The sequence below is a fragment of the Nostoc sp. genome, assembly GCF_036917615.1.
Lineage (GTDB): Bacteria > Cyanobacteriota > Cyanobacteriia > Cyanobacteriales > Nostocaceae > Nostoc.
Genome location: NZ_JBALCZ010000004.1, coordinates 61,121 through 73,106, shown reverse-complemented (window position 1 = coordinate 73,106; position 11,986 = coordinate 61,121). Strand labels below are relative to the sequence as shown.

The window sequence follows — 11,986 nt, the reverse complement described above, 5'->3', positions numbered from 1 at the left end:
TTCCACAACCGCACCGTGCCGTCAGTACCGCCACTGACAATCGTCTGCCCATCGGCGCTGATGGCGACAGAAAAGACATAACGTTCATGACCACGCAAAGGTTCAGCTAAGGTCTGACCTTGCAGGTTCCACAACCGCACCGTGCCGTCAGTACCGCCACTGACAATCGTCTGCCCATCGGCGCTGATGGCGACAGAAAAGACATAACGTTCATGACCACGTAAAGGTTCAGCTAAGGTCTGACCTTGCAGGTTCCACAACCGCACAGTGCCGTCTTCACCGCCACTGACAATAGTCTGCCCATCGGCGCTGATGGCGACAGAAAAGACATAACCTTCATGACCACGGAAGGGAATGGAGACTCTTGCTTTATTCGTCACTTGATTCAAACTGTTCTGAACTGGTGCGAGAATCTGCTGGGGTAGTTTCTCCAGATTTTCACCCATAGCTTGAATTGCCAAAACTAGACTTTCTAGGGGTTGGACTGTCAATAAATTCTCTACCCTAGCGGCTTTCTCTCGCAATCGTGATTCAGTGAGTGCCGTTTCCAGTTCGGCAATGCGGTCTTTTTCATGGGCATCGCTGCGCTGGTAAAAATCCTCATCTTCTTGGGGTGATTGTAAATGGGGCTGCAATTGTTGCCAGCTATCCCTCACTTCCGCCAGCAATCCCCCTTGCATTAAATATTTGTCATCCTGCCTTTTGTTCACCCATTCCCGCCGCGCATCTTCTAAGCGATCGCTCAACCGCCGCAAATCTCGATCTTGTTGTCGCCACCAAGCAAACTGCTGCCAACCTTCAATTAAAGCTTCATGGGCTAAATCAATCCAGGCTTGTCCTTGTTCATCTTTCCCTGTAACCAACAAGCGTCCCTTAACTAATCCCGCTTCCCCATCTATTAACTCACTAAGTTCTTGCTGCTGATTGGCGTCATCACCTGCAATATTTAATAGTGTGGCTTTTGGTTGGCGCTGTCGGGTGTCTTTTTCCCCCTCTCCCGTTCGCACTAAGCGCAGAAAAATTCGTCCAATCCATTCTTTCTCCTGCTGAGTGCGTTTTTGGGTTGGCAATTCCTCCTCAAAATCTCCGTAAAGATAAACTTTTTCTGCATGGAGATTCAACGCCCCAGTTAATCCTCCCAACTTTTCATATTCTTCTAGAGTGAGTTGATGTTGATTGCGATCACGTTTCTCCCAGAGTTTGGTTAAAGCAAACTCCAACAGAGGCAAAAACCCTGGTTCTTGTTTCACATCTTCTAAAATCTTCAGTATTAGCCCTTCTTCAACACTATGACCTTGAAGTTTGGCTGGTTCGGCGATCGTGTCCTTTAAATCAACTCCGGTTAAAGGTGGCATATAAACTGCCTGGGTTTGAATTAACTGAGTCAGGGAGGGATATTGCAAACAGGGTTCGAGAAAATCCGCTCGCATGGTAATCACAACTGCTAACCGCGAATCGGTAATCTCTACTACCTGAGTCAGTAAGTCAATAAATCTCTGCTTTTCTTGCTGACTAGCACCGCCAGTAAATACTTCCTCAAACTGATCCACCACGAGCAATAATTTCTCTGCGCCTGGGAGATTTTCGATAATTTCAGGTAAATTATTTGGGTAATTATTACTCAATGTCTGAAACTGCTTCTGTTTATTAGCCTGTTTAAAACATTGTTTAAAAGCTGTTTTTAATTCTTCTAAAGGTTCAAATCCCGGTTTGATTGGTTCTATAACTTGCCAATCCCGATTATTTAATAATTCTGGAATCAAACCCGCCTGAACTACAGAAGATTTACCACTCCCGGAAGCGCCAATAATCGGAACAAAGGGATTTTGTGCCAGTTTCCCCAGAATCTTCCTCACAACCTGCTTGCGCCCAAAGAAAAACTGTTTTTGTTCCGCTTCAAAGGCTTTTAAACCTTGGTAAGGACATTCATCTTTGACTTCAAACGTTTGAACTTGTCTTTGATTCTTGTAGGTAATTAGAGTAATGGAACGCCCCCAACCCATGCGGATTGGTTCTTGACCACTACTTTTAAGTTCTGTGGCAAGTATATCGAAGAGGCGATCGCCTGTGACTTTTCCATGATCATTAGTGTTCTCTGGTGACAACCCAGTCAGCAAAGCTGTTGTAAAAATACTGTGTTGTGCGCTTTTTATGGCGTATGCTTCTTGAAAACGTCTGCAAGCAGCGATAAAGTAGTAATCGCGCTGTGAACTAAAGGCAGTAAGAGTTTTTTCGATGAGATTGCGTTCTAAAAATTCACCGCTATGACAGCAATCTAACAGCACTACTAAACTACTCAGGTCGGAATCTCTAATTAAATTGTTCAGACTCAGAAGACTAATCCCGCCTGTTTGTTGAATAATTTCCTTGCCTTGAGTGACAATTGTCAAGTCAGAAGTCGCTAGATATGCTTGTTGTATTCCTAAGCTGTCAGATACGGTGATGCCATGCCCTGTAAAGTAAATTAGGGCTTCGTTTTTAACTGCTTGTTGTTGGAAAAGTGTTTTTAAATCTTCAGCCAACTTAGTTGTACTAACTTGCCCTTTGAGAACAGTGATATACTCAAAATCACCATGCGCTTTTAGTACCTGCGCGACTGCTTCTGCATCCGTAGCTGGTTTTGTGAGGTTGGGAAGTCCCTTCGTATAATCTGTAATGCCAACTACAAGCGCGTAACGAGCCATTTATACATATTTAAGTTGTCTGTTACAGAATAAGATAACTTAAATACACCTAAAATCTGAGGGCTTGATGTCGAACATAGAACGTTTAGTCTTTGAAGAAGACGGGGAAATCTATACAATTCTGTTCGAGTCGAAGGAAACGCCAAATGTTCCAAAAGTAGTCACACCGGAGGTTGATGAAAATAAAGAATCCTACGGCTGGCGGGAAGAGGCATCTGTCAAGATTGAGGAAGTTCACCATCAAATTCGAGCTTATACTAAATATGCTATTGGCGCTTTTAAAAATTTAGATGTAGCTGAAGTTGAAGAGATTACTCTGAAGTTTGGCTTGAAGATAGGCGGAAAAACTGGTATACCCTTCGTGACTGAAGGTTCGGCAGAGAGTAATTTTGAAATCGAGGTGAAGTGTAAGTTTCCTGAGAAGAAGCAAAATTCCAGCACTTGAGGTTTTGCTTTAGCAGGGATAAGCTTTATACGTTCAACTCTGCTAGGAATTATGGAAGCGATGTCTTTGATGGGCTATTCGGTATCGTCCTTCACTCACAATAATTGACCCTTGAATCTTAGATGTTGCAGTTCTAAGCATGAAGTTTCGAGTTCAAAGGGTAAGCGTAGACGCACAGTACAAAGTCGGAGGCTGCGAAACTTTAGGCTTGTCGTCAGACTATTGCCTTTCACTTATACCAGTTCTCTATGAAGATGCACAGAATAAAACACTTGAAATTTCGTGCCTGACAAAAGAATTATTCTATGCAGGCTCACATAGATTTGGTATTACCACCATTAACATTGTCTTATTCTTGGCGATCGCACCATTAGTCACCAAAGAAGATTCAGAACGTGATGCCTGCGTTAAGCTACGTCAACGCAGGATTGAGCTCAGTAGAGTTCATGATGGATATCAATATCAAGCAAAATGATAACTTCTTCCTCGGTTTGACGATCGGTTTCGAGTGAAAACACAATTCGGCAGTCGTAACCACAGGAACAGGCGCTTAATCCCGATAATTCACCTTCAAGAGAGTGTGTAGTAAGTCGGGGTAGAAAAATATCCTCTTGCATCTGTTCTAAGGTGTCTTCAATTCTTTCTTGTAGCTGAGGATTAGGGAGAACTAACTTACGGAACGATCGCTTGAATTTCGGGGTTATAACTAATTGTCTCATTCACTTTCTGACAGTATTGTTCGTAATTCTGTAATCACTTCTGCAACAGACTGATGGGACAGTTGACCTTGATGAAAAGCAGCGATCGCAAGTTTCGCATCCTGTGCAATTTCTTGGCGACGAGTTTCGATCAGGCGATTCTTGATAATTTCTATGAGCATTTCTTGCTGTTCTGGCGGGAGTTGGCTGATTGTATCGAGTGCTTGTTCCAGAGTTACCATACTGCTGTGATTCTTTTTTAAATTTAGATTTAATTGTACTTCAAGCTAACCAAACCCAAGCTACGATAGCAGCAATGCTTACGGCGGGCTACGCAATTATGCGTTCACCGAAACCCTTGTAGAGACGCAATATTTCACGTCTCTACATTCTTTTGCAAAGATGTCTAATTGTCCCACTTCATACCAGTAAATTGTGCGATCGCCTGAAGCGAATATATTCTGATTCAATGCTTTGGAGTTGAGCGACTGAGTAATTGCTTGACCCAGATTATTCAAACGATACTAATAAACACTGTTATATACCCTGATACTAGACGGCAATGATTAGTGTTGTATAAGTTACAGTTACCAAAACTGCAACGGCTATGAAATCCCAGGCTGCTCAAGACTATTCTAGGTAAGTAGAAACTTCAGATATAACAGAACAAATTTAGTCTCAGGATTTAAGCATGTCTTACCCGATTCAGTTAAAAATGTGGCAGCGAGTCAGTATTGTAACACTGTTGTTATTAATACCGTCAGTAGGAATTGCGATTTTTCGTCAGTCTGTTATGGTTGCGGTTCCAGCCAATCAGACTGCTCCCAGTTCTACCCCAACAACCTCGATTCTACCCAATCACCATGACTACCAAGCACTCCAGGCATTGGTACAACAGTATAGTTGTGTCGTCCCCGTCCAAAACTTTGGCACACTTCCTGTAACCCGGACTGAGTTTGCCGCAGTCTTGAATGCCTGTCTAAATCGGAGCAATGAGCTAATAGCGACTGACCCCAAGATAGTTACCCCAGCGGATATGAAAACTCTGCAACGCTTGCAGTCTGAATTTGCACCGGAGTTAGCAACCCTAAGAAATCCGAGAGATGAATTGGAAGCTCGTAGTCCCATGACTCCTACTCAGACTACCAGAGAACGTACTCAAGCTGAGTCTACCCGAAAGACTCAACCCTTACCCACGGCCCCACCCGTTAGCATTCCGTCTGACTCATCTGTCCTTCCTCAAGGTGCTAACCGTGCGAATATTCCTGAACTCCAAGCTGGTAGCAGTATTGGAAGGGTTGCCCCTGAGCCGCAAACAGGTAGCAGATTCAATACAGAAAATTACGACCGGATTGAGGATAATCCCTTTCATCGCGTCAGTAATGACCCCCTTTCCACCTTTTCCATTGATGTAGATACAGCATCCTACAGCAACGTGCGACGATTTATTACTCAAGGGGAATTACCACCCAAGGATGCAGTGCGAATTGAGGAACTGATCAACTATTTTACTTACAATTATCCCCAACCAAAAGGCGAACGCCCTTTTTCTGTCACCACTGAAGTTGCTGCTGCTCCCTGGAATCCTGAACACAAGCTGGTAGAGGTGGGTTTGCAAGGTAAACGCCTAGAGAGTGAAACCTTACCACCCAGCAACCTAGTATTTCTGATTGATGTCTCCGGTTCTATGGATGACCCCAACAAATTACCCTTGGTGCAACAGTCCCTGAAATTGCTGGTAAATAAACTACGTCCTGAAGACCGGGTAAGTTTGGTAGTCTATGCTGGGAATGCTGGATTGGTGTTACCTGCTACTCCTGGTAGTCAGAAATCAAAAATTCTGGCGGCAATTGACCGCTTGGAGGCTGGAGGCTCCACTGCTGGCGGTCAGGGCATTGAACTAGCTTACAAGATAGCCAAACAAAGCTTCCTCAAGTCTGGTAATAACAGAGTAATTTTAGCTACCGATGGAGATTTTAACGTTGGGGTTTCCAGTGATGCCGACCTGACGCGATTAATTGAACAGAAGCGAGACCAGGGAATTTTCCTGACGGTGTTGGGATTTGGCACCGGCAATTATAAGGACGGAAAAATGGAGCAACTGGCTGATAAGGGTAACGGTAACTACGCTTACATCGATACCCTATTGGAAGCCAAAAAGGTTTTAGTTAATGATCTGAGGGGAACTCTGTTTACCATTGCCAAAGATGTGAAAATTCAGGTGGAATTTAATCCGGCGAAAGTTCAAGCATATCGCTTGATTGGCTACGAAAACCGCCTGCTGCAAAACCAGGATTTCAATGATGATAAGAAAGATGCAGGGGATATTGGATCTGGTCATTCTGTCACAGCACTTTATGAAATAATTCCCACTGGTACGAAGAGTGATGTGAAACTGCCGGAGATAGACCCCTTGCGCTATCAGCGTTCTGGTGAAACTGCCCCGGATGCTGCTGGTAATGAGTTGATGCAGGTGAAACTACGCTATAAATTGCCCCAGGACAGCACTAGTCAACTAATTACCCAAACCATCCAAGATGATGATTTGAGAGCCGACCAGATACCCTCCACAAACCTGAGATTTGCTGCGGCGGTGGCTACCTTTGGGATGGTGCTACGTGACTCTGAGTATAAGGGGAATGCTAACTATGATTTGGTGATGAAATTGGCAACTCAAGGGAAGGGGGAAGACCAGGAGGGCTATCGGGGTGAATTCATTCGCCTGGTGGAGCAATCTAGGGGGTTGATTACCAAGAAATGATTTGGATTGGTTTTACAGCATTTTTCAGGTATTTAGACCACAACTGAGACGGGGAGTAGGGAGTGGTGTAGTTCAATTATTTGAAAAGCGCTGTAATATCTTGGAGATATTCATAACCCACACCAAAACAGCAAGAGCGAATAGCGTGCCCCTGGCGATCGCTCTCCACTGTATTGATAAAAGAGCTTTTCCCCCTGCACCCTTGCCGTGTAGCGAAGTGAAATATAGATATTAGAGCCAACACCCAAATCTGAAAGATTGGGTGTCTCGAATCAGTCGTGGGACAGAGCCACTATGGGATTCGTCAATTGTTAGAGAGACGGCTGACTGTAACTAAGTTGAACATACTGATGATTGAGTCGGCTGCTATTAAGAGGAACAACACTTTTTCTTAAGGAGCGATATCTCTTGAATTGCCGTATCTAGAGGTATCTAGCGGTTCCCTTAAGTACAAGAGTCTGATATGACTGTAATTGTCCAAACATGGGAGTACGGATAGTTCCTGATGTTTTTCCAGTAGTTAAAATGGCTTCGGTTTGGACAGGAGCTTCTCGGTTACCAATAACTAAGTTGATAATTGGTATGAGTAAGGTCAGTCTGACTATATTTCCTCCAAAGTTAGGGTTTGGTGGTTTGCTAATAATTACCGTGAGTAGTGTACCGATATCAGTATCTAATGTCTGAATTTGATTACCACTGAAATGAAGGGAAATATTTTGAGTTCTGTAATCAAGCTGTGCAACTCCATTGAGAATTGCATACTTGATGTCAATACCTTCGCCCTTAAGTTCAAACTCATTTGGTCGTTGCACAACAATTGCTTGTGCTGGCTTTGTGGATTTGGGAATCAAAAAAGATACCAGTGATGTCGTGGTTAAGCCAGCCACAAAGGTGAGAGCAGTTTTGAGAATTTGACGACGCGGCGGATTTGAAGATATATCTTTTAGGTTAGGGTTCATAATTGCCAAATGCCAGAAAGTAAAATTATTATCTTTTCAATTATCCCAATAAATTACCCGATTGTAGTGACAAACTGTAAAATCTTGATGATGATAATAATAAGCATCTGTTATTTAAGACTCATAAATGATAATCTAAACCATTTATAAACAGACATTTATCTTTAGATAAAGAAAAATATTAGTGAGAGAAATGCTGGAGAATCTTCCGAGTAAATATAAATAAAGAGTAGATAAAGAGTAGATAAAGATTTGATTAAATGCTGAATATTTGGAAATAGCGGGTGGCAGCAATTTCTGGCAAGATGGGGCAGAAAACTGAAACCTTCCTTCCGGGGTGTAGGAAAGCGGTTGAAATTTAGTTCCCATTCTTCTGTAGATTGGTTTTCTAGACGGAAACTTTCAGCGAAGTTTTTTGAGGAGTCTGGGGTTGGTTTTGCCCTGTCTTGAAGGAATTTTTTGCTCTCAAATTTCAATGATTAGCTTGGAGAAAAAAAGGGTATTTGCTCGTTGTTGTCCGGGATGAAAATCAGCGATACCACGTCGAAAACTAGAGAGAGTACTAGTAAATCCGAAGCGCAACCAAGATATTCCCGCAATAGTTGCAGCTTGAAACATTAGACACCGAAAATAAGCGATCGCCAGTTTTACCAGTTCAAGTACCGTCACTCTAAATGAACAAGCTGTCGTCACGAAAATCACGCTGTTATGGAAAATTTAGTCCAAAAGTAGCTCTATTCAGTTGGCACAGGTGAATAATGTTGTGCCCCTGAGACAATGTGTACTACAAACAACTTGAGAAAAATCGCACATCGCGCTAGTCTTCATTGACGTAACTGCACGCTGTAACATTAGGCGATGACAAATCAACTTTCCCTAGAAATTCCCTCTTGCACTTGGAGCCGTCCCATCGGTTTAGGCTGGGACAAACCTTATACCGTCCGCTATACAAGTAATACCGATGATGGCCCTTGGCATGGTATGCCTTTAGGCGGCTTTGGTGCAGGTTGCATCGGTCGTTCTTCACGGGGAGATTTTAACCTGTGGCACATCGACGGCGGTGAGCATACCTTTAAAAACGTTCCCGCCTGTCAATTCAGTGTGTTTGAATCCAATAGCACATCTTCCCAAGCCTACGCTTTATCTACGCAAGCGCCCGATGACAGCACTCTCAAGGCTTGGCAGTGGTATCCGACACTTACGGGCACTGAGAGGACGGGCAATTATCAGGCGCTATACCCGCGTAGCTGGTTTGTGTATGAAAATGTATTTCAAGCCCAGTTGACTTGTGAGCAGTTTTCACCAATCTGGGCAGGCAATTACCAAGAAACTAGCTACCCTGTGGCGATATTCCTCTGGAATGCCCACAACCCCACAGATGCACCGATTACTCTCAGCATTATGCTCAGTTGGCAAAATATGGTGGGCTGGTTTACTAATGCCCTCAAATCTCCCCAAGTGCGAGTCCGCGATGATGGTAGTCCGGTTTACGAATACCAACCGCGCTGGGGTGAAAGTCAAGGGAACTATAACCAGATAGTTGAAAATACACAACAGTTTGGCTGTCTTTTCGGTCGGGTTGGTAGTGATGCTTTACAAGAAGGCGATGGAACCTGGTGTATTGCGACCCTGAAGCATCCCCAGGTGGAAGTATTTCACCACAGCCGGTGGAATCCTGAAGGAACGGGTGAGGAGGTGTGGCAAAGCTTTGCTAAAGATGGTTCTTTGCCTAATTATCTAGATACGACAGCAACAGAAAATACACAATTAGGGGCTGCGATGGCTACGCCGGCCGCAGGCATCGCACTCCGTTTCACTCTCCAACCAGGGGAAACTCTCGAAATCCCCTTTGTGCTTGCTTGGGATTTGCCGATCACAGAATTTGCTGCTGGAGTTAACTATTACCGTAGATATACAGACTTTTGGGGTAAAAGTGGTAACAACGCTTGGGCGATCGCATCTACTGCGCTACAAGAATATCAAACCTGGCGATCGCAAATTCAAAGTTGGCAAAAACCCATTCTCGACCGGGAAGATTTACGCGACTGGTTTAAGATGGCTCTATTTAATGAGCTTTACGACCTCACTAGCGGCGGTACTCTCTGGAGTGCAGCGTCAGAACTTGACCCCATCGGTCAGTTTGCGGTGCTAGAGTGCTTAGATTACCGTTGGTATGAAAGTTTAGATGTGCGGTTGTATGGCTCTTTTGGGCTGCTGATGTTGTTTCCAGAACTGGAAAAGTCGGTAATGCGGGCATTTGCACGGGCTATTCCTAAAGGTGATGATACTCCCCGAATAATTGGCTATTACATGACAATTAAGGCAGAAAGCCCGATTGCAGTTCGCAAAGTCGTAGGTGCAACACCCCACGATTTAGGCGCACCGAATGAACATGTCTGGGAGAAAACCAATTACACCAGCTATCAAGACTGCAATTTATGGAAAGATTTAAGTAGTGATTTTGTCTTGCAAGTATACCGTGATTTTCTGCTCACGGGTGCTGACGATGTGGAATTCTTGGCAGATTGTTGGAATGCGATCGTTCAAACCCTCGATTACTTGAAAACTTTTGACCTTGATGGCGATGGGATTCCCGAAAATTCTGGTGCGCCTGACCAAACCTTTGATGATTGGCGGTTGCAGGGTGTCAGCGCCTATTGTGGTGGGTTGTGGTTAGCGGCGCTGGAGGCTGCGATCGCTATCAGCGATATTTTATTAACTTACCAGACAGGTAACACAGCAGAGTTGGCAGCGCAAAAATCCACTTATGAAACTTGGTTACACCAATCTCTTCCTATTTACCAAGAAAAACTTTGGAATGGGCAATATTATCGACTCGATAGTGAAAGTGGTTCCGATGTGGTAATGGCAGATCAATTGTGCGGACAATTCTACGCCCGTCTGCTGGACTTACCTGATATTGTACCGAGCGATCGCGCCCTTTCTGCCCTGAAAACTGTTTATGATGCTTGCTTTTTGAAATTCTGCAATGGTGAGTTTGGTGCTGCTAATGGTGTTCGTCCTGACGGTTCACCAGAAAATCCCAAAGCTACTCATCCCCTGGAAGTCTGGACAGGGATAAACTTTGGGCTGGCGGCTTTTCTCGTGCAGATGGAAATGAAGGATGAAGCGTTTAGGTTGACGCAAGCTGTGGTACAACAAATTTATGACAATGGTCTGCAATTTCGCACGCCTGAAGCTATCACCGCAGCTGGTACTTTCCGTGCTAGCACTTACTTACGGGCAATGGCAATTTGGGGAATTTACTTAGTTATTAATTGATTAGCTATCAAAGCGGTTCTCGTTTTGATGCAACACACGTAGAGTAGCACAGATGTCATGGGTGTCAACTTCAGCTAAAACTCCTTTAAAATCTCGTTTCCAGCCTCTGGCTGGAAATGTACCTCATTGCGGTGCCGCAAGTTCACTCAAACCCTTGTAGAGACGCGAAATTTCGCGTCTCTACATTCTTTTCTGGAGATGTCTATTAGGCATTAAGAGTCGGAGACTTCTTTTGGAGGCAATCTTTGAAGGACTTATCTAGACAGGCTTTGACGTTAAGTTGACACCAATGACAGATGTCTACCCAATACGGTTCAGTTAACGTGTTTATTCCTCGAAGATCCCCCCAACCCCCCGATAAATTGGCGGGCTTTTTCTTCTAATTACTCCCTTTTTAACAGGGTCGCCACAGGCGGGGGGATCTTATCCGAACCTTATTCGATGTGTACCCCTACGAACGGTCTTCCACGTAATTTAGCCCGTCTTCATCTAAAAAAGCAGAGTCTAGATTTGTGATTTTATTTTACAAGTGTTTCCGGAAACGAAGGAAAATTCCAGTAATGGTAAGAGTTGAAGGATTGAGAATTCAAGACTACTCTTTGAGAAAATGCAAATATTACTAGCTTTAGCCAGAAATCTTGCTAATATTTCCCAAAAAACCGAAATGAAACCATGAACTCCTTTTCGTCATTAAGAGTTCAGGGAGATGTAAAATATACAAGTAACCAGCAGTCTCCTACTCCAAAAGTGGCTATCCTTAAAAATTTGAGGATAGTTGCAGGGGATACAAATCTAGAATCTGAATTTAGCCAAGTCTGGGTTCTCCGTGAGTTTCAACTAGGCGGCGAGGTAACTATCTATGGTATAGATGGGGAAACTGAAGATAATAACAATCTTGTGTACTTAGTTTGCCAGGGTCGAGTGCGACTACTTGCGTTTAACGCAACTATTAGACGAGAAGTTTCAACTCAGTTGCTGTCAGTTAAGCAAACTTTTAGGGTATACCATTTATTTTGCAAACAACCTTTAGCATATCGGGCGATCGCAGCAAGTGCGTCTTTTCTAGCTCAAATTAACATTTCTAACCTCAGACAATTGTTACAGCGTATACCTAATCTGGAAAATTATTGGTGATGTGTGGGCAGATGTCGCTCGGA

At 43.8% G+C, this 11,986-nt stretch carries 11 protein-coding genes; 5 read left to right on the top strand and 6 right to left on the bottom strand.

Annotated elements, in window-relative coordinates; translation table 11 throughout:
• Positions 1-2,684 (bottom strand): nSTAND1 domain-containing NTPase (locus V7K85_RS00470; protein WP_334810701.1); only part of this gene is annotated, 2,684 nt, incomplete at its 3' end.
• A gap of 67 nt (positions 2,685-2,751) precedes the next feature.
• Here V7K85_RS00470 and V7K85_RS00465 point away from each other — a divergent pair.
• Together V7K85_RS00465 and V7K85_RS00460 are read left to right on the top strand one after the other, a co-directional pair.
• Positions 2,752-3,129: a CU044_2847 family protein gene (locus V7K85_RS00465; RefSeq protein WP_334810700.1), complete on the top strand. Its 378-nt coding sequence runs from the start codon at positions 2,752-2,754 to the stop codon at positions 3,127-3,129.
• A gap of 139 nt (positions 3,130-3,268) precedes the next feature.
• Positions 3,269-3,604: a hypothetical protein gene (locus V7K85_RS00460; RefSeq protein ID WP_334810699.1), complete on the top strand. Its 336-nt coding sequence runs from the start codon at positions 3,269-3,271 to the stop codon at positions 3,602-3,604.
• Here the strand turns inward: V7K85_RS00460 and V7K85_RS00455 are convergent.
• The 3 genes from V7K85_RS00455 to V7K85_RS00445 all read right to left on the bottom strand — a co-directional run bounded on the left by V7K85_RS00455 (position 3,564) and on the right by V7K85_RS00445 (position 4,345).
• Positions 3,564-3,848, bottom strand: coding sequence for a type II toxin-antitoxin system RelE/ParE family toxin (locus tag V7K85_RS00455; protein ID WP_334810698.1), 285 nt, complete (start codon positions 3,846-3,848; stop codon positions 3,564-3,566). The two genes, V7K85_RS00460 and V7K85_RS00455, sit on opposite strands and share 41 nt — an antisense overlap.
• Entirely contained in the window at positions 3,845-4,069 is a 225-nt protein-coding gene (locus V7K85_RS00450; RefSeq protein ID WP_334810697.1) for a hypothetical protein, read from the bottom strand. Before V7K85_RS00450 ends, V7K85_RS00455 begins: the two co-directional genes overlap by 4 nt.
• A gap of 96 nt (positions 4,070-4,165) precedes the next feature.
• Positions 4,166-4,345, bottom strand: a complete 180-nt coding sequence (locus V7K85_RS00445) for a hypothetical protein (protein WP_334810696.1) — start codon at positions 4,343-4,345, stop codon at positions 4,166-4,168.
• A 173-nt stretch (positions 4,346-4,518) separates the two neighbouring features.
• Between V7K85_RS00445 and V7K85_RS00440 the strand changes: the two genes are divergently transcribed.
• Positions 4,519-6,588 (top strand): YfbK domain-containing protein, encoded by a 2,070-nt coding sequence (locus V7K85_RS00440; RefSeq protein WP_334810695.1) that lies wholly within the window; start codon positions 4,519-4,521, stop codon positions 6,586-6,588.
• A gap of 422 nt (positions 6,589-7,010) precedes the next feature.
• Here V7K85_RS00440 and V7K85_RS00435 read toward each other — a convergent pair whose 3' ends face one another.
• Together V7K85_RS00435 and V7K85_RS00430 are read right to left on the bottom strand one after the other, a co-directional pair.
• Positions 7,011-7,547 carry a hypothetical protein gene (locus V7K85_RS00435; RefSeq protein ID WP_334810694.1) on the bottom strand — a complete coding sequence of 179 codons (537 nt, stop codon included), beginning with the start codon at positions 7,545-7,547 and terminating at the stop codon, positions 7,011-7,013.
• A 465-nt stretch (positions 7,548-8,012) separates the two neighbouring features.
• Positions 8,013-8,216 carry a hypothetical protein gene (locus tag V7K85_RS00430; RefSeq protein WP_334810693.1) on the bottom strand — a complete coding sequence of 68 codons (204 nt, stop codon included), beginning with the start codon at positions 8,214-8,216 and terminating at the stop codon, positions 8,013-8,015.
• Positions 8,217-8,405: 189 nt separating this feature from the next.
• Between V7K85_RS00430 and V7K85_RS00425 the strand changes: the two genes are divergently transcribed.
• Both V7K85_RS00425 and V7K85_RS00420 read left to right on the top strand, forming a co-directional pair.
• Positions 8,406-10,829 carry a GH116 family glycosyl hydrolase gene (locus V7K85_RS00425; RefSeq protein ID WP_334810692.1) on the top strand — a complete coding sequence of 808 codons (2,424 nt, stop codon included), beginning with the start codon at positions 8,406-8,408 and terminating at the stop codon, positions 10,827-10,829.
• 672 nt (positions 10,830-11,501) lie between these two features.
• Positions 11,502-11,963, top strand: coding sequence for a hypothetical protein (locus tag V7K85_RS00420; RefSeq protein WP_334810691.1), 462 nt, complete (start codon positions 11,502-11,504; stop codon positions 11,961-11,963).
• Positions 11,964-11,986: the final 23 nt, after the last annotated feature.